The sequence below is a fragment of the Rubellimicrobium sp. CFH 75288 genome, assembly GCF_009904055.1.
GTDB lineage: Bacteria > Pseudomonadota > Alphaproteobacteria > Rhodobacterales > Rhodobacteraceae > Rubellimicrobium.
In genome coordinates this window covers 283,983-305,065 of sequence record NZ_WYDP01000008.1, presented here as the reverse complement: position 1 = coordinate 305,065, position 21,083 = coordinate 283,983, and the positions used below count along the sequence as shown (strand labels likewise).

Sequence of the window (21,083 nt, the reverse complement as noted above, 5' to 3'; positions counted from 1 at the left end):
ATTCCAGCCAGTCGAGTGTGGAAGACCCCATGCGCGGACCAACCTTCAGGCCTACGCGAGCGTCACTGCCAACCCGGTCGATCCGAACCTCCCCGATCGGGATGTAGTTGAAGGCCATGATCCCGATCCGAATGTCGGCATAGCCGAGATCAGGGTATACCTGACCGTCCACATTCTCCGCGAAGCAGACCCGCATGTTGGCGTTCATCCGAGCGAAGACCGACTGATAGTTCTCAGTCAGGGTGAATTCACGTTGAAGCCCGATGGACTCCATGTCCGGTGAAGGACCACAGGACGCCAAGGTGGCCATAGTCAGCGCACTGGCAAGTGCTCTAAGCACGGGTCACTTCCTGCTGAATGCACCCTCCCCGCCAAGGTCTCGGGAGGGGCGCGAAACCATGATCAGGTGTCATCGGTCTCACTGGCTGGCACGTATGTCGTCAATGATGATGGTGGCGTGCGTGCGCACCGCTCCAAAGGCCTCGCCTTGGTAGGTGTAGATCACTCCCAGAAGGAGTTCTCGGGCGACATCCGGGCACTCCTTCTCCCAAGCCAGCTTGGCCAAGGCGATTTCGGCGAGTGCGCCGGTCGTAGCGGCGTCCAAGCCGGACGTGCCGCCTTGCAGCTGGTCCATGACCATCTCGGCTCGCGAGTAGATCCTCCTGTTCTCGAGGAAGTCCATCAGCGTATCCAGTTCCGGGCCGGTGCAGTCGGGACTAGCCGCGTAGGCCGCATACCTCGCCTGGGCCGAAGGAAGGTTCGGATAGAAGTCTGCAGCATCGGCCACGGCGATGGCTGGGAACGCCAGGGCGAGTGCGGTCAGGATCGCTCTGATCATCGGGGTCCTCCTCGTGTCGGCACGCTGCCACGAGCGCATGGCTCGCGCTACTCCGATGACGCGCCGCCCCTGTCGTCGGGCGCTCCTGTGGCCTGTTGGGCGAGGGCGTTCGCGATCAGGCGACGGATCGCCTCCGGGCGGTTGGGCGAGTCAGGAAGCTCGGCTCGATATCTGTCGAGATCACCCACGATGGTGCGAGGCAGGCGGACATGAATGTCCACCGTATCCGCAGGGGGGCGGCCTCGTCTTTTCTTGGGAGCATCAATGCTTGACATGGTGTCTTTATGCTCCCATAAAAGAAGCAGCCGCGCAAGGTGCTTGCGACACCTCACGCGGCCTAACCGCAACCGAACACCAGAGGTTCGATCATGGCTACCTCCGACCTTACCACGGCGCCTCTTGGCGCCAATCCCCCGCCCACGCCGGTGCGGGCGGCCTTCGAGTGCTGGCGCGCGGTGCGCGCGGCGCTGCTGGCCTCCTCGCAGGAGAGGGAGGCCTACCAGGCGCAGTTCGACGCCCTGCTGGCCGCCGAGGCCACGGTCGCCCGCCTCCGCGCGGTGAGCGTCGAGGACTTCGCCTTGAAGATCCTCGTCGCGGACGACTTCGGCGACATGAGCGCCAACACCGCGCAGGCGGCCCTCGTGGCCGAAGCGCGCCAGATCGCGGGGGTGCTGTGATGGACGACTTCCTCACCCCGGTCGCCGCCGACCGCCAGCCCGTCGTCTTCGTCCGCGACGGCGAGGTGTTCGCCACCAGCCGCGACGTCGCCGCGTTCTTCGGAAAAAACCACCGCGACGTGATGCGGGCCATCGACGTCCTCGTCGAACAGGAACCCGACCTAGCCCTGCGCACTTTTGCGCAGGGGGTCTACACCCTCCCCGAGACCGGCGCGCAGCAGCATCGCATGTTCGACATGACCCGCGACGGCTTCACGCTCTTGGCGATGGGCTTCACCGGCGCCAAGGCGCTCAAGTGGAAGTTGCGCTACATCGAGGCGTTCAACGCGATGGAGGCGGAGGTGCGGCGGATCGCGCAGGGCGGCCTCTCCATCGACCTCAACGACCCGGCGCAGCTTCGCGGCCTTCTCCTCAACTACGCCGACCGGGCCGAGAAGCTGGAGCGGCGGGTGCAGGAACTCCTCCCCTCCGAGGAGGCGCTGGACCGCATCGCCAAGGCCGATGGGTCGCTCTGCATCACCGACGCCGCCAAGGCGCTCCAGATGCGGCCCAAGGACTTGTTCCAGTGGCTTCGGGAGCACGGCTGGATCTACAGAAGGCAGGGCGGCGCGTCCGACCTCGGCTACCAGTCCCGCACCGCCGCCGGGCTCTTGGAGCACAAGGTCACGACGGTCCTGCGCGCGGACGGGTCGGAGAAGGTGACGGAGCAGGTGCGGGTGACGCCGAAGGGCCTGACCCGCCTCGCCAAGCTCATCAATCCGAGCCTGCACCTGATCCACGAGGATCGGCAGGCCGGATAGGCTGCGCCGCTGGCAAGAGGGGCGTCCCTTTCTGGTCACCCCCTTCCTCCTTGCCCGCGGGGCTGGATGATGGCAGATTGCCACCATCGGCAGGTGAATATCAGAGGGCGGCGCAGGATGCGCCGCCCTTGTTCTTTGGGGGTCCGGGATGAACGCGCTCGCGCCGCTCCCCGTTCCTGTGCGAACGGTCGCCGTTCGCCCGCACCCCTTCCAGGCCGAGCCGGTCCGCGTGACCGTGGGCGAGGGACTGACGGTCGAGCAGATCGTGGCGGCGGCCGGCCTCCGGCCCGACTTCTTCCCCTTCGTCCGCGTCTGGATCAATGATGCGGAAATCGACCGGCGCTATTGGGCGCAGGTCCGGCCGAAGCCCGGCCGGCAGGTCTATGTGGCGGTCGTCCCCCAAGGCGGCGATGGCGGGGTCCTGCGCTCCGTCCTGATGCTGGTGGTCTCCGTCGCCGCCTCCGCCTTCGCTCCGGGCATCGCGGGGGCGCTCTTTCCCGCCACGATGAAGGCCGGCGGCCTGATGGCGTCCCTCGCCACGGCCGCGGTCGGCGCGGGCATTTCCCTGCTCGGCGCGCTCGCGGTCTCGGCCCTCGTCCCGCCCCCGCCGCAGGACACCTTCCCCGGCCAGCGCGCATTCCAGGCGAGCGTGCGCAACCGCTTCGAGCCTTACGCCTTCATTCCGCAGACCTTCGGGCGGCGGCGCATCTATCCCCTCCTGGCGGCGCGCCCCTTCACGGAAGCCTCCGGCGACAAGCGGTGGCTGCGGGTTCTGCTCTGCGTCGGCTGGGGGCCGCTGGCGATCAGCGACATCCGTATCGGCGATACGCCGATCACCAGCTTTCCGAACATCAAGGTCGAGGTCCGCGAAGGCTGGCGGGCCGGCCACGCGCAGTTCGGCACGATCCCCTCCGGCAAGCTCCCCGAGGCGCCGCACAAGCTCTTCACGCAATCGGTCCGCGAGGAGACCTTCAACACGCTCCTCGCGCACAACGTCTGGCACCAGCGGACGACCCAGCCGGACACCACGGAGATTTCGGTCGATGTGACCGCCCCCTTCGGGCTGATGGAGATCGAAGGCGACGGGGGGCGCAAGGAGCGCACCATCGACGTGGACGTGCAGTATCGCAAGGTCGGCACGACCACCTGGATCAACGCCGCCTGGGACGGTCAGGACGAGGAGGACGGGACCGACCAGAACGGCCGCATCCGCCTCAAGGCCAAGAGCGCCACGCCGGTGATCCGCGGCGGGCGATGGGAGCTGCCGGAGGCCGGGCAATGGGAGGTGCGCCTGCGCCGGACCACCTCTCCCGGGTCCGAGCGCAACGCCGAGCGGGTCGAATGGACCGCCCTGCGTTCGATCACCAGCCAGTATCCGGTCGCCGTGCCGGGCCTCGCCACCATCGCGCTGCTGATCAAGGCGACGGACGAGTTCAACGGCCTGCCCGATACCATCAACTGCGTCGCGGAGTCGTGGCTGCCGGTCCGGGTCGGCTCCGGCTGGTCCTGGCAGCTCTCACGCAACCCCGCCTGGGCCTATGCGGACGCGCTGCGCCGGCAAGGCACGAAGCGGCGCATCCCGGATGCCCGGATTGATATTCCCGCCATCGAGGAATGGGCCGCGGCCTGCGCGGCGACCGCCCCGAATGCCCCGGAGCCGCGCTGGCGCTTTGACGCCACGCTCGACACGGGCTCCCTCTTCGAGGCGCTCCGGCTGATCGCCGCCCATGGGCGGGCCAGCTATGCGATGCGCGACGGGCTGCATTCGGTCGTGCGCGACACGATCCAGCCCACGCCGGTCCAGCATATCACCCCCCGCAACTCGTGGGGCTATTCGGGCACCAAGCGGTTCATCGACCGGCCCCACGCGCTCAAGGTGCAGTTCGTCAACGCCGAGAACGGGTGGCGCGAGGACGAGACCATCGTCTATGACGATGGCTATTCGGCGGCCAATGCCGACCGATTCGAGATTCTCGATCTGCCGGGCTGCACCTCGCAGACGCAAGCGTGGCGGGAAGGCCGATACCATCTCGCCGTGGGCAAGCTGCGGCCGGAGGAGCACATCGTCCATCAGGACGTGGAGAATCTCCGCTGCACCAAGGGCGACCGGGTCCAGTTCGCCCATGACGTGATCTCTGTGGGCGTGGGCTCGGGACGGGTCGTCTCCCGCGTCGCCTCCGGGGGCAATGTCACCTCGGTGACGATCGACAACGCCGTGCCGCTCCAGCCGGGCAAGAGCTATGCGATGCGCGTGCGGCGGTCGACCGGCGCCATCGTCCTCTACACGCTGCAGGGGATTGGCGCGGCGACGCAGACGGACACGCTGGTGCTTTCGCCCGCCGTGACGACCGGCGGGGCGCCGCAGGTGGGCGATCTCGTGACCGTGGGCGAGGCGACCCGCGAGACAATGCCGATGATCGTCAAGGCCGTCGAGCCCGGGCCGGACATGAGCGCCCGGCTGACGCTGATCGCCTATCACGAGGGCATTCATACGGCGGAGACCTCCACGATCCCACCTTGGTCGAGCTACGTCAACGACGACACCCCGCCCGACCAGCAGCGCCCGCCCCAGCCCGTCCTGACGGTGGTCTCGAACGAGGCCGCGCTGGAGCGCCTGGCGGACGGCACGCTGATCGAGCGGATCGCCGTGGGCATCTCGCCCTTCCCGGCGACGCGCCGGAGCATCCGCCGGATCGTGGTCCAATGGCGGCCGAGCGGGACGACCGAGTGGATCGACGCCCCCGGATCGCCCGGGCGCGCGACGCGCCTGACCTACATGATCGCGCCGGTCAAGGTCGGGGAGGCTTACGACATCCGCGCGCGGCTGGTCGGCCGCAATGGCCTCGCCTCGCCCTGGGCGGTCGTCTTGGGCCATGTGGTGGTGGGGCGGACGACGCCGCCGGCGCCGGTAGCCGACTTCACCGCCGAGCCCGTCATCGGCGGGGTCCGGCTGCGGTGGTCGGCCAACCCGGAAATCGACGTGACGGGCTACCAGATCCGGCGCGGCGCGAGCTGGGAGACCGGAACGATCGAGGTTCGGCGAACCGCCGCGACCGAGCGCTTCATCCCGATGGCCGGCTACGCCCCCGCGACCTTCTGGATCAAGGCCCGCGACTCGCTGGGGCTGATGAGCCCGGACGCCATGTCGGTCGTGGGCCAGGCCCGACGGGCGGCGCAGGAGGATATCGACGCCGACTTCCGCCCCGGCCGATCCGCGACCGCCCCCCCGCAGGTGACGGGGGTCACGGCGACAGGCGGGATCAGGCTGATCTGGCTCGAATGGGCGCGCTCGCCCGCGCCGGACCTTTCGCATTACGAGATCTACGAGCAGGCGACGGCCACGCCCGCGCCGACCGCCGGCACGGCGGCGACGCTGAGCACGGCGGCGGAGTTCGCCGCGCGCGCGTCGCTCGGCGATGCGGTCACGCGCCACTACTGGGTGCGCGCGGTCGATACGAGCGGGCGAAGGGGCGCCTGGTCGGCCCGCGTGCAGGCGACCACCGCGGAGCGCGCCGGGGTCACGACAGCAGCCGTGCAGGGGCTGATCGACGCGACCAGCTTCGCGGCCGGGGTCCGTCCCGTGGAGATCGTCTCGGCGCTTCCGACCTCCGGCAACTTCGCGGGTCGCGTGGTCTTCCTGACCACGGATGCCAAGCTCTACCGCCATACGGGCAGCCCGGCCGGGACGGCGGGCTTCACGGCCGTGGTGCCGGCGGCGGACATCACGGGGCAGATCACCAGCACGCAGATCTCCGACAGCGCCATCACTACGCCCAAGCTGGCGGCCAATGCGGTCACAGCCAATGCCATCGCGGCCAACGCGGTGACGGCGGGCAAGGTCGCGGCGGCGGCGATCGGCACGGACCAGCTGGCGGCCAATGCCGTCCGGGCGGGCAACCTGCTGCTCGTGGACATGGAGAACCTCGCGCCCGAATGGGCGTTCGAGGAGGGGGATGCAGCGCCTTTCCTGCTCGCGGGGGCGGGACAGATCGGCTGGTCCACGTCCGCCCGGACGGGCAGCCGGGCGATGGTGGTCACGCGGACCGACACATCGCAGCAGGTCACCGTCCGGTCGGTCAACGCACGCCTCGTGGCGGTCCGGGAGGGCGAGACCTACTGGATCGAGATGGAGGCGCGCTCGGAGGACGGCGAGAGCTACAGCAATGCCTGGCAGCCGCGCGTCGCCTGGTTCGACGCCTCCCGCGTGCTCATCTCGGTGACGACCCTGGGCACCTACGCGCTGTCGTCCTCCTGGGACCTGCGGACGGATCGGGTGGTCGCCCCGGCAGGCGCGCGCTTTGCCTCGCCCAGCCTGCGCCTGCCGCCCGGCGCCGCGCCCATCCGCCTCGACCGCGCGGTCCTGCGGCGCGCCAATGCCGCGCAGCTCATCGTGGACGGCTCGATCCAAGCCAACCATCTCAGCGCAGGCGAAATCATCACCCTGTCGGCGCAGATCGGGACGGGGATCATCACCCGAGCCAAGATTGCGGATGCGGCGATCAATGCGGCCAAGATCGCGGATGCGGAGGTCACGACGCTCAAGATCAGGGGCGAGGCGGTCACGGTGGCGCGGCGGGCCTTCGGATCGGGCACGCCCCGCGATGTCTCCTCGACGACCGACTGGCTCACGCTGGCCTCCGTGACGATCCCCCGCACGGCCGGCTTCGAGACGGACTACGCCGCCAACCTCTTCTTCGACGGCTACGGGCAGGGGACGATCCGGGCGGGCATCTTCCGGGGCGGCGCCCTTCTGCGCGCGCCGTCCGATGTGACCGGCCCCAGCGGGCGGCAGGCCAGCATGACGATCATGGGGACCGATTCCGACCGGGGCGCGGGGAATGCGACCTATCACCTGCGCGTCCAGCGCGTGACGGGCTCGCCCGTGCTGCGGGCCTGGGCCGGCTATCTCCGGGTTCAGCAGTTCAAGCGGTAGCGCCATGCCGGTGTATTTCGCCTATTCGACCGCGGCCGGATCGCCTGCGGCGCGGCCGGTCACGCGCTGGTGGGACGCGGCCGATGCCACGGAGGCGGCCCTGACGCCGCTTGCCCCGGACGAGGCGGGGCCGGTGCAGGATGCGGCTTTCGAGGGGTGGGTCACGGGCGCGGATGATCCATGGGGGTGGTCCTACACATGGGACCCCGGCGCGCAGACGGCCGCGCGCACAGCGCTGTCGGACCTGCCCGAGCGGCAGGCGGCGGTGCTGCGGCAGATCGAGCAGGCGGTCGCGGCGCGGCGGTGGACGCAGGAGCTGCGCGCGGACATCACGCCCGCCTCGCGGCAGGCCAACGCCGCCTATCTGGCGGCCCTTGAGGCGATGCCCCAGCATGCCTCATGGGCGACCGCCCCCGAGTCCGTGCCCTGGCCCGCCGATCCGGGCGTGGTTGCGGCCGGCTTCGACACCGGCCGGCAGCTTCGGGGGCTGCGCTCGGGGAGCAACTTCATCCCGAATGCCCGCTTCAATCTCGACACCAAGGGGTGGGTGCTCTTCGGATCGGGCGCACCCTTCGCGGAGACGTCGATCAAGCGGCGCTCCCCCGGATCGACCTGGGCGGGGTCGGACTTCTTCACCGGCGCGCTGGAGCAGCTTGGCAACGCGCAGGGCGCCTCCGTCCAGATGGCCGGGCGGGCCTTCACGAAGAACGGCGCGATGACCAACCTGGTCGTGCCCGTCAAGCCGGGGGACTGGATCGAGTTTTCGGCCCAGCTTGCGATCCTCAACTGCACGGTCGCGCTGTCGCTGGTCTGGCGCGACGCAGCCGGGGCGATCATCCCGCCGAACACGATGACGGGCCATATCGGGCAGAATACGGGCGGACCTGTCCACCAGGACGGCAATCCCGAGGACTGGCCGCGCTACTGGGTCCGGGGTCCCGCGCCGGCCGGCGCCGCCTATGCGTCGGCCGCCCTCGACAAGACACCGACGATCCTGCCCGCGACGGGCTCCTGGGTCTTCATCCACCGCCCGATGCTGACCTATTCCTACGAGGCGGCGGTGGAGCCGGCGGCCTATGCCGAGCCTGCGCCGCCCTTCACGGAGCGCGAGGCGCTGGTGACGGGCGCCATCTCCGACCCGTGGACCATCGCATCCGCGACGCCGCGCACGCATCAGGACGGCACGACGCTGACCGTGCTGACCCTCGCGCTGGGCGCCACGGCGGAGACGGACTGCATCATGCGGACGGTCTCGTTCGAGGCCCGGAACGGGGCCAATGCGGCGCCGATCATCCGCGCGCAGCGGCGCACCCGCACGGCCGGGGTCTGGTCGGTCTGGTCCACCGAGCAGTCGTGGCTCGACACGAACCTGACCGGCTCCTGGGCGCGCTACGATGGCGGCGCGGTTTTCGGCGGCGGGCACGAGGCCACCGAAATCCGGCTGCTGCTGACCGGCTCGGGCTCGAACACGTCGCTAGAGGTGCTGCGCAACTGCCGGATCAACGCGCAGCGGGTGGTGGTGTGATGATCCGTCACTTTGCGATCCTCGATGCAGCCGGTCTGGTGGTCGCGGCCGGCACCGTGCCGGAGGGCGAGGACCTGCCCGAGGGGGCGGTCGCCTGCGACCCGCACGTGGGCGAAGGCTGGTGGTGCGACGGCGGGGAATGGCGCGAGCGCCCCGCGCTGCCGGAGCCGGACGGGCTCTCGTGGTCGGGCCTGCCGGCGGGAACGGTGATCGAGGTGTGGGACGCGGAAATCGGCGTGCTGCTCGCACAGATCGAGCCGGAGGACGGAGCGGCGACCATCGGCCTGCCTGATCCGGGCGCCTACGAGGTGATCGTGCGCCCCCCGCCGCCCTGGCGGGTGCAGCGGGCGGAGTGGAGGTCGGAGTGATCGTGATCCGGCGGGATCGCGCGGCCCTGGCGGAGCATCAGGCCCGCCAGGCGGCGCAGGCGCGTGCGCGCGCGATGGCGGAGGTGCTGGGCGCGCTCGACGCGGCCGGCGGGCTGTCGGCCTGGCCTGCGGCCGAGCGCGAGTCGTGGCCGGCGAAGGCCGAAGCGGCGCGGCGGTGGCTGGAGGACCGCACGCCGTCGCCCGCGCTGGAGGCCGAGGCCGCGATCCGGGGCGAGCCCGTGGACGATCTGGCCCGCACGGTGCTGGCCAAATGCGAGGCCAATCTCATGCGCGCGGCACGGATCGCGGGTCTGCGCGCCTGGGCCGAGGCGGAAATCGCGGCGGCCCGCGACGCGGAGGCGGTCCGCGAAGCCGCCTGCCGGATCATGGACCGGATCAGGGACGAGATGGAGGCGCAGGCATGACCCTCTCCCAGCGATTGCATTGGCTCCTCTACGGCGACGCCTCCACCTCCATCTGCGGGCGGGCGTGGGCGCGGCGGCACGAGCCGGGATGGAGGCTCTTCGTCAGCCTGGTCGGAGAGGCCCACTGCCGCCGATCCGCCGAATGGCACGCCAGCCGGAGGACAGGGGAATGACCATCGAGGCCTTCCGCGCGCGCATCGCGCTGGCCAAGGACATGGTGTGGCTCGGCGCATTGATCGCCGGGTTCAGCCTCTTCTTCCTCAATCTCGCCTTCGTCCTGGTCATGGCGCTCTACGGCGACAAGATCCGCACGTGGGCGCAGGACTGGCTGGGCATCTCCGCCCTCCACCAGCAGCTCGACGAGGTGACCGGCCGCACCCGCGTGATCCGCGAGGAGCCGGGCCAGTCCTACGTCCGCGAGCCCGTCTATCTCGGCCAGCCGCTTACGCTGGTCATCGTCCTAGCCCGCACGCAGGTCGGCGCCGCCTGCCGCTTGCGGCAGTTCATCCCGCTGTTCACGGACGACTATGGCGTGACCATGGCGGGCGAGGCCATGCCGCCGCTGCGCCAGATCGGGACCGATTTCGAGCGGCTCGAAATCGAGATCGTCCCACCCCGCCGACTGGGGCTGGGCCACGCCCTGCTGCGCCTGCAACTCGAATACGAGTGCGGCGACCGAACCGTTTACGAGATGACCTCGCCGGTCGGTTTCGCCGTGCTCAGGCCGGAGGACGACGCCCCATGACCCGGGCGCCGACGAGCTGACCCGCAGCAGGACCCGCCCATGCCGCTCACACCCCGCATGATCGAGGCGCTGACCACATGGCGCAGCCTCGGAGGCCCGGACGTGCTCGGCGCCAAGATACGCACGGCCGAGAAGCTGGGCGTCAGCTACCGCCGCTGCCAGCAGCTCATCGCCAAGGCGCTCGAATACGAAAGCCTCCCCGAGGGTGTGCAGCACGCGATCAGCGCCACCGCCACGCACGGCGCGGCCCGCGCGGGTTGGCGCAAGATCCGCCACGAGGACGGCTCGGGCGAAAGCGTCTATTGGCGCACCCCGGAGCCGCAGGCCGACCCGGGCGCATGGGTCGAGGCCATCCGCGAGGGGCTGGCCGACCTCCGCGCCGCACCGGCCCGGATCGCCTCCCCGCCGTCGCCCTTGCAGATCATGGCGGTGTTCCCCGTCGCGGACCTCCATGTCGGGATGCTGGCCGACCCGGACGAAACCGGCACGGCCTGGGACAGCAAGATCGGCGGGCGCGTGTTCGCGGACGCATTCGAGCGGCTGGTCCGCGTCGCCCCCGCCGGCGACTGCGCCCTGCTCGCCCAGCTCGGGGACCTCACCCATACCGACGATCAGCGGAACGTCACGCCGCAGAGCGGCCACCAGCTCGACGCCGACACGCGCTTCTTCAAGGTGCTCCGCAGCGCGGTCGCCACGATGAAGGCCGCCATCGAGACCCTGCGGGAGCGCTATCCGCGCGTGATCTATCGGGGCCAGCGGGGCAACCACGACATGAATGTCCACCATGCGGTGACGCTGGCGCTGGCCGAGCACTACCGCGACTGCCCGGACGTGGAGATCGCCGCGTCCCCGGCGGACGTGCATGTCCGGGAATGGGGCCGGACGCTCCTGGTGCTGCACCACGGCGACCGGATCAGACCCGACCGCCTCGCGCATTTCGTGGCGGCCGAATACCCCGCGCAATGGGGCCGCACCCGCCACCGCCTTGCTCTGTCGGGCCACGTCCACCACCAGCGGGTGCACGAGGTGGGGGGACTGGTCTGCGAGAGCGTCGGCACCATCGTGCCGCGCGACGCATGGGCGCGCTCGCATGGCTATACGGCGCGGCGCGGGCTGGTCGCCATCGCCCTGCACCGCGAGGACGGCGAGATCGGCCGCTGCCGCGTGGGGGTGGGGCCATGATCCGCGAGGATGTGCTGCGCGAGGCCGCAGCCGCCATCACCGGCGACCGGCAGCGCGACTATGGACCCGCCCGCGAGAGCTTCGAGCGGACGGCCGCGCTCTGGTCGGCCGCGCTCGGACGGCGCGTCGCGCCCGAGCAGGTCGCGCTGATGCTCGCGCTGCTCAAGGTCGCGCGGCTCTGCACCAGCCCCGATCACCGCGACTCGTGGGTGGACCTCGCAGGCTACGCCGCGCTGGGGGCCGAGGTCGCCGCCCGGGACGAACGCTGACCGCCACACCCGACACCGCCACAGGGGGGCTCTCCCATGACCACGCCGCTCTCTGCGGACGAGGCCGTCCGCCACATTCAGACTCGTCTCAGGACGACCGGCTTCTACACCGGCCGGATCGACGGGATTGCCGGGGCAGGCACGCTTGACGCCTTCGACAAGGCGATCCCGGCGCGCGTGAGGATGCCCCGGCCCAAGCTGCCCCTCGGCGATGTGGACTTCGTGCGCCATGTCCAGACCCGGCTCAAGGAGCGTGGGTATTTCACCGGCTGGGTCGGCGGAACCTTCGGCCCGCTGACACGCGCCGCCTTCGACAAGGCCATGGCGGATGCCACCGCGGGAAAGCCGCCGCCCCCCGCCCCGGAGCCGGAGGAGGACGAGGAGCCCGACCGAGCGCTTGAGACGGCCCGCGTGCCGCCTTGGATCGCCGCCGGCATGGAGCCGCTGGGCTGGCACGAGGTGCGCGACAACGCCCGCCTCGCCGCCTGGCTCAAGCGCGACGGCAGGACGCTGGGCAACCCCGCCCGCTTGCCGTGGTGCGGCGACTACGTCGACACCGCCCTGCGGCTGGCGCTGCCCGACGAGCCCCGGCCGGGTCCGCTGGCCGGCAATCCCTATTGGGCGCTCAACTGGCTCCATTTCGGCAGGCGGATCACACACCCCTGCCTCGGCGCGGTCGCGGTCAAGAAGCGCACCGGGGGCGGGCATGTCGGGTTCGTCGTCGGACAGGACGCTGCCGACCTCTACATCCTCGGCGGCAACCAGAACAACCAGGTCTCGATCGCCCGCTATCCCCGCGACGCATGGGAAGACTTCCGCTGGCCCACGACCTGGTCCGGTCCGCAGATGCCGCTGCCCCGTATGAAGCCCGGCAGCACGCCCCGCACCCCTGACGAGTTCTGATCCATGCCCCCGCTCACAGCCCCCGAGCGTGCCGTCCTGGAGCGCCTGCGCAGCTTCGGCACCTGCCCCAGCCCGGCCGAATGGGCCGCGTGGCTGCGCGACCAGGAGGCCGAGCGCACCCCGCCCCGGCCCGACGCCGACCCGTTCCCGCTCCGCCACCTGGAGGCGGACCCCTTCCTCACATGGAGATAGGCCCATGACCGACCTCGCCCCCGTCATCGTGCGGATCGTCCTGCGATACCTCTCCGGCGCGCTCGTCGCGTGGGGCCTGCTCGCCCCCGAGAGCGTGCCGGGTCTGATCGCCGATCCCGACCTCAATGCCGTCCTGGTCGCAGCCGTGGGCGGCGTCATCGCCGCGCTGACCGAATGGGCCTATGCCCGCGCCCGCAGGGAGGGCGGGCCGACATGAGACGGACATGCGCCGCCGCCGTCCTCGCTATCATCGCGTCCACCGCTGGCGCGCAGGACTGCCTCGACCCCGCCATGGTCGCCGGGTGGCTGCGCGACCAGGGCTACCGGATGCACGGCTGGGGCCTCGATCACGGCGACATGGAGGAGCTGTGGCTCGGCCCCGGCGATGCGTGGGCCGTGGTCAGGACGACCCCGGCCAAATGCGCGCGGGTGGTTTCCATGCCCCAGCAGCCGGGGCGGCGGCTCGACGCGAGCCCCCGAAACCCGGGGCTGGGGCAGATGCCCATGGGCGAGGGCACGGCGGGGTAGGAACAGACAGGCCCCGCCCTCACAGGGTGCTTTTCGTGCTTCCCGGGCGGTGCCTCTGTGCCAGATTTGTGCCACGCCGCCCTGCATGTTCCTGCCCCGTTCTGCCCAGGTCACGGCATGGGCGGATGAGGCAGCAGCGGATTTTCCCGTTATATCAGAGTGGTTTGCTGGTGCTGCCGGAGAGGATTGAACTCTCGACCTCTCCCTTACCAAGGGAGTGCTCTACCACTGAGCTACGGCAGCGCCGATCGGGGGCGCCCGACAGCTCTTGCCGGTGCGCCCGCCGCCTTCTAGCGGCCGGGACGTGGAACGCAAGGGGGTTCCTTGTCGCGCGGACGCGGCGATGCTGTTCTGGACGGCGCGGGGACGGCGCACTATGACCGCGCCATGAGCAGGAACCAGAGCGGCGGCCGCACGCGCGTTGACGGTCAGGACAGTCGCAGGGAACGGCTTCGCCATGCCCTGCGGGCCAACATCGCCCGCCGCAAGGCCAGTGCGGCCCTGCGCGGGGGCGATGACGCCGCAACCTCCGGGACAACCGATGGCAGCATGGCCAAGGCGTCGCCACCCGCGCCGCCTCCGGAAGAATAGGGCAGGACCAGCATGGATTCGATCCGCGTTCGCGCCAACGGGCCCCTCCGGGGGCAGATTCCCATCGCCGGGGCAAAGAACGCCTGCCTGGCTCTGATGCCGGCGACCCTCCTGAGCGAGGAGCCCCTGACCCTGACCAATGCGCCACGCCTGTCCGACATCCGGACGATGACGCTTCTGCTGCGCTCTCTGGGTGTCGAGGTGTCCGCCCTGGCGGATGGCAAGGTCATCGCGCTGTCGTCCCATGGTCTGACCTCGACGCGGGCGGATTACGACATCGTCCGCAAGATGCGCGCCTCGAACCTCGTGCTGGGGCCGCTCCTGGCGCGCGAGGGGGTGGCTACCGTCTCGCTGCCGGGGGGATGCGCGATCGGCGCCCGACCGATGGACATCCATATCGCCGCCCTCGAGGCGCTCGGCGCCGAGATCGAGCTGCGCGACGGCTATCTCCATGCCAAGGCCCCTCGCGGCCTGCGAGGGACGCGGGTGGCGCTGCGCTTCGCGTCTGTGGGTGCCACGGAGAACACGTTGATGGCCGCGGTCCTCGCCAAGGGCACAACGGTCATCGAGAACGCCGCGCGCGAGCCCGAGATTGTCGACCTTGCGCTGTGCCTGTCCCGCATGGGAGCGCAGATCGACGGCGCGGGGACCTCCACGATCACCGTGCAGGGCGTGGATCGGCTGGCCGGGGCGACGCACCACGTGGTGGCGGACCGGATCGAGCTGGGAACCTACATGCTGGCGCCTGCCTTCGCCGGCGGCGAGGTCGAGTGCATCGGCGGGCATCTCGACCTCCTGGGCGCCTTCGTGGAAAAGCTGCGTCTGGTCGGACTCGAGGTGGAGGAGAGCGCGGCGGGCGTCCGCGTCAGGCGGAGCGCGGACCGGCTGCAGGCGGTGGATGTCGTCACCGAACCCTATCCCGGCTTTCCCACCGATCTTCAGGCCCAGATGATGGCGATGCTCTGCACCGCGCAAGGTGTCAGTGTCCTCGAGGAGCGCATCTTCGAGAACCGCTTCATGCACGCCCCGGAGCTGATGCGCATGGGTGCCCGCATCGAGGTGCATGGCGGAACGGCCCGCATCACCGGGGTCGAGCGCCTGCGCGGCGCTCCGGTAATGGCGACGGACCTGCGGGCTTCCGTCTCGCTCATCCTGGCGGGGCTGGGTGCAGAGGGAGAGACCGTGGTCAACCGCGTCTACCACCTCGACCGCGGCTACGAGCGTCTGGAGGAGAAGCTGCGCGCCGTCGGCGCCGATATCGAGCGGATCGCCGCATGAACGACGCGGGCGACGCGCGGTTCTCCGATGCCGACGAGCGTCCGCTGCGGCTGAGAGCGCTCGACCCGGAGGACCTCCGGGTGGTCTCCGCGCTGATCCAGGACAGCGTGACGACCGTGGGCGACATGGCCTTCCTCCGGCGCCAGAGGCGCTTTGCCGCGCTCGTCAATCGGTTCCGCTGGGAAGGTCCGGTGCGCTCGCCGGAGCGGGTGCGCTCCATGCTCGTGGCCGAGAACGTCACCGCCGTCCGCAGCCAGGGGATTTCTCCCCGGGACCGCGATCTGGTCCTGTCGCTGCTCGCGCTCGACTGGGAAGGGCAGGGCGACGGGCCGGGTCGGCTCCGGATCACCCTGTCCGGCGACGGCGAGATGATGGTGGAGGCCGAAGCGCTCGAAGTCACGCTCACGGACGTCACGCGGCCCTATCTGGCTCCGAGCGGGCGCGTTCCGCGTCACCCGGATTGAGAGGCCATGCCACGCGATCGGCACACGGGTCTGCGCCCGGCATACTGGCTGAGCACGGACGATCCCGATTTCGAGCGGGCGTTCGGTGCGTTGCTGGGTCAGAAGCGGGAGGACAGCCCCGATGTGGACGAGGCGGTCGCCGCCATCATCGCCGATGTGCGTCGGCGCGGCGATCAGGCGCTGATCGATCTGACCGCACGCTTCGACCGCGTGTCGCTGACGCCTGGCACGCTGCGGGTGAGCGACGCGGAAATCGACGGGCTTGCCGCTCGGGTGGGGCCGCCCGAGCGGGCCGCGCTCGAGACGGCGGCACAGCGGATCCGCGCCTATCACGAGCGCCAGCGTCCGCCGGACGATCTCTGGACCGACGCGGCCGGGGCCACGCTCGGCTGGCGGTGGAGCCCCGTTGCCGCCGCCGGGCTCTATGTGCCCGGGGGTACGGCCGCCTATCCCTCCTCGGTCCTGATGAACGCCATCCCGGCGCAGGTGGCGGGCGTGCCCCGACTGGTGGTGACGGTCCCGGCGCCGGACGGGCTTCTGAACCCGCTGGTGATGCTGGCCTGCCGCCTGGGGGGCGTGACGGAGATCTACCGGATCGGCGGTGCGCAGGCGATCGCCGCCCTGGCTTATGGAACGGACACGATCCGTCCCGTGGACAAGATCACCGGACCCGGAAACGCTTGGGTCGCCGCCGCCAAGCGGCGGGTCTTCGGGCGCGTGGGGATCGACATGATCGCGGGGCCTTCCGAGATCCTGGTCATTGCCGACCGCGACAACGACCCCGATTGGGTGGCTCTCGATCTCCTGTCGCAGGCCGAGCACGACATCTCCGCTCAGGCCATTCTGCTTACCGACGATCCGGATCTCGCCGGCGCCGTCGCGCGGGCTGTGGAGGGATGGCTGGAGCGGCTGCCCCGTCGGGCCATCGCGGCGGAGAGCTGGCGGCAGCACGGGGCCATCGTCGTCGTGCGCGACCTCGACGAGGCCGCCGCCCTGGCCGACCGGATCGCGCCGGAGCATCTGGAACTGCTGGTGGCCGAGCCCGACCGTCTGGCGGCGCGGATCACCCATGCAGGCGCCATCTTCCTCGGACGCTGGACGCCCGAGGCAGTGGGGGATTACGCGAGCGGCCCCAACCATGTGCTGCCCACGGCGCGGACGGCGCGCTTCTCGTCCGGCCTGTCGGTTCTGGACTTCCTCAAGCGCACGACGCTGGCGAAGATGACGCCGCAGGCGCTCGGCTGCATCGGACCTGCCGCCGAAACCCTGGCACGCGCCGAGAAGCTCGATGCGCACGCTCTGTCCGTGCGCGCGCGTCTGGACGCCCGCAACGCCCTGGACTGACAGCCATGCCGCACCGGATCGTGGCCATCAACATCGACGACGATGGTCGGTCCGCGCCGACGCCGGAGATGGAGCAGGAACGGCGCGTCGCCGTTCTGGACCTGCTGGAGCAGAACCGCTTTGTCCTGCCGCCGCGCGACGGGCGGGAGATGGAGGGACCGTGGCGGCTGTCCCTCGGGCTGCGGGACCGGCGGCTCGTCTTTGCGGTCGCCTCCGAGGCGGGCGAGCCCGTGGGCGAGTTCCATCTGGCCCTGGGGCCCTTCCGCCAGGCGGTCAAGGACTACTTCCAGATCTGCGAAAGCTACTACGATGCCGTCCGGCGCCTTCCGCCTTCGCAGATCGAGACCATCGACATGGCCCGTCGCGGCATCCACAATGAGGGCGCGCGCATCCTGCAGGAGCGGCTGGAGGGCAAGGTGGGCCTGGATCAGGATACCGCGCGGCGGCTCTTCACCCTCATCTGCGTGCTCCAGTGGGAGGGGTGAGGGTGGGGGATCTGCTCGAACCGCTTCCAGGCTCGGTCCTGTTCTGCTGCGACCACAATGCCGTTCGATCCCCGATGGCCGAGGCGATCATGAAGCGGCTCTACGGCACCCGGACCTATGTCCAGTCCGCGGGCGTCCGGAGCGACCAGGAGATCGACGGCTTTGCCATCACGGCCTGCAAGGAGATCGGGGTGGAGCTGTCGCGCCACCGGACGCGCAGCTTCGATCAGATGGGCGGATGGGGGGACGATCTGGGCTCGTTCGATCTCATCCTCGCGCTGTCCCCTGCGAGCCATCACCTCGCCCTCGATCTCGGCCGTCCCCACGCCTTGCGGGTCGAGTTCTGGCCGATCCTGGACCCGACCGGGATGGGCACCAGCCGGGAGGAGCGGCTGGGCTTCTACAGGCAGGCGCGGGACATGATCCTGCGGCGTCTGGTCGAGCGCTGGGGACCAGGCCGCGACGGGTGGACGGGAACCGATCACCGCTGACGGGAGTCGTCCTTTCAGACGACATTGCCGCTTGAAAATGGGCTGTTTCGGCGCCACATAGGGCGCGGGCCGCCTGCGAGGAGCGGCCTGATTCCATTGGGAGACCACATGGCCAAGGAAGAACTGCTCGAATTCCCTGGGGTCGTGAAGGAGCTCCTGCCGAATGCGACGTTCCGGGTCGAGCTGGAAAACGGCCATGAGATCATCGCGCATACGGCAGGCAAGATGCGGAAGAACCGCATCCGCGTGCTCGCCGGCGACAAGGTTCAGGTCGAGATGACCCCCTACGATCTGACCAAGGGGCGGATCAACTACCGCTTCAAGTGAGCTCCACCGATCCGTTGCCGCGCCTCATCCTCGGGTCTGCGTCGCCGCGCCGGCTGGCGCTGCTCGAACAGGCGGGGATCCGCCCCCACGACATACGCCCGCCGGCCATCGACGAGGCACCTCTGCGGGGAGAGCATCCGCGGGTCTATGTTCGTCGCGTGACGGCAGACAAGATGCGCGCGCTCGATCCCGCCGAGGGAGAGGTGGTGCTCTGCGCGGACACCACCGTGGCCCTGGGGCGGCGCATCTTCGGCAAGCCGGCGGACCGGGCCGAAGCGCGCCGCATGATCGAAGCGCTCTCGGGCCGGCGGCACCGCGTGCTGACGGCCGTCGGTGTGCGGAGCATGGATCGTCAGTGGGAGCGGCTCGTGACGACCACCGTTGCGGTGAAACGTCTGACCGAGAGGCAGATCGAAGCCTTTCTCGATACAGGCGACTGGGAAGGCAAGGCGGGGGCCTACGCGATCCAGGGTCCGTTCGGAGCCTTCGTTTCGTGGATCAACGGCTCCTTCACCGGCGTCGTCGGCCTGCCGCTGGCCGAAACGCTGGGCCTGCTGGAGGCGGCAGGCATCCGGGGGCGTCTCGCATGAAGGGGCGCCGGATCGTGCTGGGCGAATGGAACGGACGCGAGGCGGCGGCGCTCGTGCTGGACGGCCGGCTGGATGATCTCCTTCTGGACCACCCTCACCAGCTCAGACCGGGCGCCATCCTGCGGGCCTTGTGCGACCGTCCGCTCAAGGGGCAGGGCGGGATGATCCTCCGCCTGCCGGACGGCGGGCAGGGGTGGTTGCGCCAGGCCACGAGCCGCCGTCCGGGCGAGCCGCTGCTCGTTCAGGTGACAGGCGTGCCCGAAGGCGGCAAGGCCGTTCCGCTCACGGACCGGATCCTGTTCAAGGGCCGGTTCGCCATCGTGACGCCCGGAGCCCCCGGCGTGAATGTCAGCCGCCGCGTCCGCGACGGCGCCGAGCGTGGTCGCCTCGAAGCCGTGGGCGCCGCTGCCCTCGGGGAGGCACCCCATGGCCTGATCCTCCGGTCCGCTGCCGTCGAGGCCTCGGACGAGGATCTGACCGGAGAGATCGCGAGCCTGTTGGCTCTGGCGGAACAGGTGCTGACCGACGGCGGGCGGGAGCCCGAGCTGCTCGTTGACGGCGACGGTCCCCACGCGCTGGCGCTCAGGGAATGGACCGCCTCGGACATCGTGGACGGTCCCTCTGCGTTCGAGCGGGAGGGGCTGATCGAGCAGGTGGAGGCCCTGCGCTCGCCCGTCGCGCGGCTCGAGGATGGCGGTTCGCTCAGCATCGAAGTCACACGGGCCGTGGTGGCCGTGGACGTCAACACGGGCAGCGACACGTCCGGTGCGGCGGCGCTCAAGGCCAACCTCGCGGCAGCGCGGCTCCTGCCGCGCCAGTTGCGGCTTCGCGGCTTGGGGGGGCAGATCGTCGTGGATTTCGTGAGCATGTCCAAGGCCCATCGTCGGACGCTGGAGCAATCCCTCCGCGACAGCTTCCGCAACGATCCCGTCGAGACGAGTCTGGTCGGCTGGACGGCAATGGGTCTCTACGAGATCAGCCGCAAGCGGGAGCGGGTTCCCCTGGCCGTCCTGGCGGGAGAGCCATGATGGCCTGTCCCCTGTGCGGCCGCGCGACCGAGCCCCGATGGCGTCCCTTCTGCTCGGCCCGTTGCGCGGACCTCGATCTTGCGCGGTGGCTTCGCGGCGATTACCGCATCCCTGCCGAAGCAGCCGAGGAGCCGGAACGGCCGGCCCCGCCCGCAGAACCCGATGAGCGCTAGCGCCAGATCGGGTTGCTCCAGGCGCGGCGACCTGCGCGGTCCATGACGGTGACGCGAAGCCACGGCGAGGCTTCGAACCGGCCCAGCGGGATGTCGGCCCGGGTCATGGAATGGCCATGCAGCGCCTGAGCTGCCGTGCCGCGGCCCTGCACGATGACGGCTGCCGCTGGGGAACAGCGGACATGCGCACTGTTCTCCCGGAGTTCGACCGAGTGGATGAGCGGTCCCTGGGTCGAGTAGAACCGGCCGTCGCGCAGCGAGGCGAGAAGCGCATCCGGCTCGTTTTCGTCGGCACGGACCATGACCCAGCCGCCGAAATGATCCGGCTCCGAGAAATGGGCATCGTCCGTCGCAACCGCGTCGAGCCGAAACCCCTCTGTCAGGAGAAGATCGAGGGCATGGAAGCCGTCCCCCCGGTCGCACCCGGCCGCGCAGCCGTGGTTGTAGACTTCGACCGCGTGGACATGCGGCGCAAGGGCACGGCAATCAGCCTCCGTCAGACCTGACCATTGGGGATGGGCGATGGCAACGAAGGCGCCCGCGGCGGCCGCCCGGGCCGCCAGATCTGTGGCGGTCTCCTGGCCCTCGACCGGGTGAAAGGCGGGGCTGTGCGAGGGGGCGAAATCCGGCGGCAGGCCGACGGCGAGAATATGCCACAGCTCCCCGTTGGCCATCGCGCCGGCATGCAGTTCTGCACCGAGCAGTGTCGTGAACGTCTCTGTGCGGAACGGGACGGTATCGGCCAGCGGATAGCCGAAGACTCCCACGAAGTGATCGGTCAGGGCGAGGAAGTCGTATCCCTCGTCGCGATACCGGCGGCAGACTTCCTCCGGCGGCAGGACCCCGTCCGACAGCGTCGAATGGGTGTGGAGATTGCCGCGCCAGAAGCGCCCGCTGCCGTGCCAGGTCCGCTCCCACCGCTGCATG

24 protein-coding genes and 1 tRNA gene are annotated in these 21,083 nt (G+C 70.2%); 22 read left to right on the top strand and 3 right to left on the bottom strand.

Annotated features, from left to right (window positions below; genetic code table 11):
- Window positions 1-418 precede the first annotated feature (418 nt).
- Window positions 419-838: a hypothetical protein gene (locus tag GT358_RS09925; protein ID WP_166582440.1), complete on the bottom strand. Its 420-nt coding sequence runs from the start codon at window positions 836-838 to the stop codon at window positions 419-421.
- Between the two features lie 368 nt (window positions 839-1,206).
- Here GT358_RS09925 and GT358_RS09920 point away from each other — a divergent pair, with 368 nt between their 5' ends.
- The 13 genes from GT358_RS09920 to GT358_RS09860 all read left to right on the top strand — a co-directional run bounded on the left by GT358_RS09920 (window position 1,207) and on the right by GT358_RS09860 (window position 13,385).
- Window positions 1,207-1,515 (top strand): hypothetical protein, encoded by a 309-nt coding sequence (locus tag GT358_RS09920; RefSeq protein ID WP_166582439.1) that lies wholly within the window; start codon window positions 1,207-1,209, stop codon window positions 1,513-1,515.
- Entirely contained in the window at window positions 1,515-2,315 is an 801-nt protein-coding gene (locus GT358_RS09915; protein ID WP_166582438.1) for a phage regulatory protein/antirepressor Ant, read from the top strand. The genes GT358_RS09920 and GT358_RS09915 overlap by 1 nt, the downstream gene beginning before the upstream one ends.
- A gap of 148 nt (window positions 2,316-2,463) precedes the next feature.
- A complete protein-coding gene (locus GT358_RS09910) occupies window positions 2,464-7,248 on the top strand; it encodes a host specificity factor TipJ family phage tail protein (RefSeq protein ID WP_166582437.1) in 4,785 nt (1,594 codons plus the stop codon).
- A gap of 4 nt (window positions 7,249-7,252) precedes the next feature.
- Complete coding sequence (locus GT358_RS09905) at window positions 7,253-8,773, top strand: hypothetical protein (protein ID WP_166582436.1); 1,521 nt, start codon at window positions 7,253-7,255, stop codon at window positions 8,771-8,773.
- The gene (locus GT358_RS09900) at window positions 8,773-9,141 is read left to right on the top strand and encodes a hypothetical protein (protein WP_166582435.1); all 369 of its coding nucleotides are present in this window, start codon (window positions 8,773-8,775) and stop codon (window positions 9,139-9,141) included. The genes GT358_RS09905 and GT358_RS09900 overlap by 1 nt, the downstream gene beginning before the upstream one ends.
- Window positions 9,138-9,566: a hypothetical protein gene (locus tag GT358_RS09895; RefSeq protein WP_166582434.1), complete on the top strand. Its 429-nt coding sequence runs from the start codon at window positions 9,138-9,140 to the stop codon at window positions 9,564-9,566. The genes GT358_RS09900 and GT358_RS09895 overlap by 4 nt, the downstream gene beginning before the upstream one ends.
- Before the next feature lie 169 nt (window positions 9,567-9,735).
- Window positions 9,736-10,311, top strand: a complete 576-nt coding sequence (locus GT358_RS09890) for a hypothetical protein (RefSeq protein WP_166582433.1) — start codon at window positions 9,736-9,738, stop codon at window positions 10,309-10,311.
- A gap of 39 nt (window positions 10,312-10,350) precedes the next feature.
- The gene (locus GT358_RS09885; protein ID WP_166582432.1) at window positions 10,351-11,493 is read left to right on the top strand and encodes a hypothetical protein; all 1,143 of its coding nucleotides are present in this window, start codon (window positions 10,351-10,353) and stop codon (window positions 11,491-11,493) included.
- The gene (locus tag GT358_RS09880) at window positions 11,490-11,762 is read left to right on the top strand and encodes a DUF6378 domain-containing protein (RefSeq protein ID WP_166582431.1); all 273 of its coding nucleotides are present in this window, start codon (window positions 11,490-11,492) and stop codon (window positions 11,760-11,762) included. Before GT358_RS09885 ends, GT358_RS09880 begins: the two co-directional genes overlap by 4 nt.
- 36 nt (window positions 11,763-11,798) lie before the next feature.
- Window positions 11,799-12,665: a TIGR02594 family protein gene (locus GT358_RS09875; RefSeq protein WP_166582430.1), complete on the top strand. Its 867-nt coding sequence runs from the start codon at window positions 11,799-11,801 to the stop codon at window positions 12,663-12,665.
- A gap of 3 nt (window positions 12,666-12,668) precedes the next feature.
- Complete coding sequence (locus GT358_RS09870) at window positions 12,669-12,857, top strand: hypothetical protein (protein WP_166582429.1); 189 nt, start codon at window positions 12,669-12,671, stop codon at window positions 12,855-12,857.
- A gap of 4 nt (window positions 12,858-12,861) precedes the next feature.
- On the top strand, window positions 12,862-13,074 hold the full coding sequence (locus tag GT358_RS09865) for a hypothetical protein (protein ID WP_166582428.1): 213 nt from the start codon (window positions 12,862-12,864) through the stop codon (window positions 13,072-13,074).
- A complete protein-coding gene (locus tag GT358_RS09860) occupies window positions 13,071-13,385 on the top strand; it encodes a hypothetical protein (protein WP_166582427.1) in 315 nt (104 codons plus the stop codon). Before GT358_RS09865 ends, GT358_RS09860 begins: the two co-directional genes overlap by 4 nt.
- A 168-nt stretch (window positions 13,386-13,553) precedes the next feature.
- Here the strand turns inward: GT358_RS09860 and GT358_RS09855 are convergent.
- Window positions 13,554-13,628: transfer RNA gene (locus GT358_RS09855), tRNA-Thr, on the bottom strand.
- 360 nt (window positions 13,629-13,988) lie between these two features.
- Between GT358_RS09855 and murA the strand changes: the two genes are divergently transcribed.
- The 9 genes from murA to GT358_RS09810 all read left to right on the top strand — a co-directional run bounded on the left by murA (window position 13,989) and on the right by GT358_RS09810 (window position 20,156).
- Window positions 13,989-15,254 carry a UDP-N-acetylglucosamine 1-carboxyvinyltransferase gene (gene murA / locus GT358_RS09850; protein ID WP_166582426.1) on the top strand — a complete coding sequence of 422 codons (1,266 nt, stop codon included), beginning with the start codon at window positions 13,989-13,991 and terminating at the stop codon, window positions 15,252-15,254.
- On the top strand, window positions 15,251-15,718 hold the full coding sequence (locus tag GT358_RS09845; protein ID WP_166582425.1) for a DUF2948 family protein: 468 nt from the start codon (window positions 15,251-15,253) through the stop codon (window positions 15,716-15,718). The genes murA and GT358_RS09845 overlap by 4 nt, the downstream gene beginning before the upstream one ends.
- 6 nt (window positions 15,719-15,724) lie before the next feature.
- Window positions 15,725-17,062 (top strand): histidinol dehydrogenase, encoded by a 1,338-nt coding sequence (gene hisD / locus GT358_RS09840; RefSeq protein WP_166582424.1) that lies wholly within the window; start codon window positions 15,725-15,727, stop codon window positions 17,060-17,062.
- A gap of 5 nt (window positions 17,063-17,067) precedes the next feature.
- The gene (locus tag GT358_RS09835; RefSeq protein WP_166582423.1) at window positions 17,068-17,547 is read left to right on the top strand and encodes a UPF0262 family protein; all 480 of its coding nucleotides are present in this window, start codon (window positions 17,068-17,070) and stop codon (window positions 17,545-17,547) included.
- Window positions 17,548-17,621: 74 nt separating this feature from the next.
- Window positions 17,622-18,038, top strand: a complete 417-nt coding sequence (locus tag GT358_RS09830; RefSeq protein ID WP_371416265.1) for a low molecular weight phosphatase family protein — start codon at window positions 17,622-17,624, stop codon at window positions 18,036-18,038.
- Window positions 18,039-18,146: 108 nt separating this feature from the next.
- Complete coding sequence (gene infA / locus GT358_RS09825) at window positions 18,147-18,365, top strand: translation initiation factor IF-1 (RefSeq protein WP_007205486.1); 219 nt, start codon at window positions 18,147-18,149, stop codon at window positions 18,363-18,365.
- 14 nt (window positions 18,366-18,379) lie between these two features.
- Window positions 18,380-18,955 carry a nucleoside triphosphate pyrophosphatase gene (locus GT358_RS09820; protein ID WP_208103437.1) on the top strand — a complete coding sequence of 192 codons (576 nt, stop codon included), beginning with the start codon at window positions 18,380-18,382 and terminating at the stop codon, window positions 18,953-18,955.
- Complete coding sequence (locus tag GT358_RS09815) at window positions 18,952-19,983, top strand: ribonuclease E/G (RefSeq protein WP_166582421.1); 1,032 nt, start codon at window positions 18,952-18,954, stop codon at window positions 19,981-19,983. Before GT358_RS09820 ends, GT358_RS09815 begins: the two co-directional genes overlap by 4 nt.
- Window positions 19,980-20,156 carry a DNA gyrase inhibitor YacG gene (locus tag GT358_RS09810; protein ID WP_371416259.1) on the top strand — a complete coding sequence of 59 codons (177 nt, stop codon included), beginning with the start codon at window positions 19,980-19,982 and terminating at the stop codon, window positions 20,154-20,156. Before GT358_RS09815 ends, GT358_RS09810 begins: the two co-directional genes overlap by 4 nt.
- Here the strand turns inward: GT358_RS09810 and GT358_RS09805 are convergent.
- On the bottom strand, window positions 20,153-21,082 hold the full coding sequence (locus tag GT358_RS09805) for a PHP domain-containing protein (protein WP_166582420.1): 930 nt from the start codon (window positions 21,080-21,082) through the stop codon (window positions 20,153-20,155). The genes GT358_RS09810 and GT358_RS09805 overlap by 4 nt on opposite strands.
- Window position 21,083 lies beyond the last annotated feature (1 nt).

Excerpts from the sequence above, each read along its gene's own strand:
- GT358_RS09925 (WP_166582440.1), bottom strand. The coding sequence starts at position 838 with ATGATCAGAGCGATCCTGACCGCACTCGCCCTGGCGTTCCCAGCCATC.
- GT358_RS09920 (WP_166582439.1), top strand. The coding sequence starts at position 1,207 with ATGGCTACCTCCGACCTTACCACGGCGCCTCTTGGCGCCAATCCCCCG.
- GT358_RS09915 (WP_166582438.1), top strand. The coding sequence starts at position 1,515 with ATGGACGACTTCCTCACCCCGGTCGCCGCCGACCGCCAGCCCGTCGTC.
- GT358_RS09910 (WP_166582437.1), top strand. The coding sequence starts at position 2,464 with ATGAACGCGCTCGCGCCGCTCCCCGTTCCTGTGCGAACGGTCGCCGTT.
- GT358_RS09905 (WP_166582436.1), top strand. The coding sequence starts at position 7,253 with ATGCCGGTGTATTTCGCCTATTCGACCGCGGCCGGATCGCCTGCGGCG.
- GT358_RS09900 (WP_166582435.1), top strand. The coding sequence starts at position 8,773 with ATGATCCGTCACTTTGCGATCCTCGATGCAGCCGGTCTGGTGGTCGCG.
- GT358_RS09890 (WP_166582433.1), top strand. The coding sequence starts at position 9,736 with ATGACCATCGAGGCCTTCCGCGCGCGCATCGCGCTGGCCAAGGACATG.
- GT358_RS09885 (WP_166582432.1), top strand. The coding sequence starts at position 10,351 with ATGCCGCTCACACCCCGCATGATCGAGGCGCTGACCACATGGCGCAGC.
- GT358_RS09880 (WP_166582431.1), top strand. The coding sequence starts at position 11,490 with ATGATCCGCGAGGATGTGCTGCGCGAGGCCGCAGCCGCCATCACCGGC.
- GT358_RS09875 (WP_166582430.1), top strand. The coding sequence starts at position 11,799 with ATGACCACGCCGCTCTCTGCGGACGAGGCCGTCCGCCACATTCAGACT.
- GT358_RS09870 (WP_166582429.1), top strand. The coding sequence starts at position 12,669 with ATGCCCCCGCTCACAGCCCCCGAGCGTGCCGTCCTGGAGCGCCTGCGC.
- GT358_RS09865 (WP_166582428.1), top strand. The coding sequence starts at position 12,862 with ATGACCGACCTCGCCCCCGTCATCGTGCGGATCGTCCTGCGATACCTC.
- GT358_RS09860 (WP_166582427.1), top strand. The coding sequence starts at position 13,071 with ATGAGACGGACATGCGCCGCCGCCGTCCTCGCTATCATCGCGTCCACC.
- murA (WP_166582426.1), top strand. The coding sequence starts at position 13,989 with ATGGATTCGATCCGCGTTCGCGCCAACGGGCCCCTCCGGGGGCAGATT.
- GT358_RS09845 (WP_166582425.1), top strand. The coding sequence starts at position 15,251 with ATGAACGACGCGGGCGACGCGCGGTTCTCCGATGCCGACGAGCGTCCG.
- hisD (WP_166582424.1), top strand. The coding sequence starts at position 15,725 with ATGCCACGCGATCGGCACACGGGTCTGCGCCCGGCATACTGGCTGAGC.
- GT358_RS09835 (WP_166582423.1), top strand. The coding sequence starts at position 17,068 with ATGCCGCACCGGATCGTGGCCATCAACATCGACGACGATGGTCGGTCC.
- GT358_RS09830 (WP_371416265.1), top strand. The coding sequence starts at position 17,622 with ATGGCCGAGGCGATCATGAAGCGGCTCTACGGCACCCGGACCTATGTC.
- infA (WP_007205486.1), top strand. The coding sequence starts at position 18,147 with ATGGCCAAGGAAGAACTGCTCGAATTCCCTGGGGTCGTGAAGGAGCTC.
- GT358_RS09815 (WP_166582421.1), top strand. The coding sequence starts at position 18,952 with ATGAAGGGGCGCCGGATCGTGCTGGGCGAATGGAACGGACGCGAGGCG.
- GT358_RS09810 (WP_371416259.1), top strand. The coding sequence starts at position 19,980 with ATGATGGCCTGTCCCCTGTGCGGCCGCGCGACCGAGCCCCGATGGCGT.
- GT358_RS09805 (WP_166582420.1), bottom strand. The coding sequence starts at position 21,082 with ATGCAGCGGTGGGAGCGGACCTGGCACGGCAGCGGGCGCTTCTGGCGC.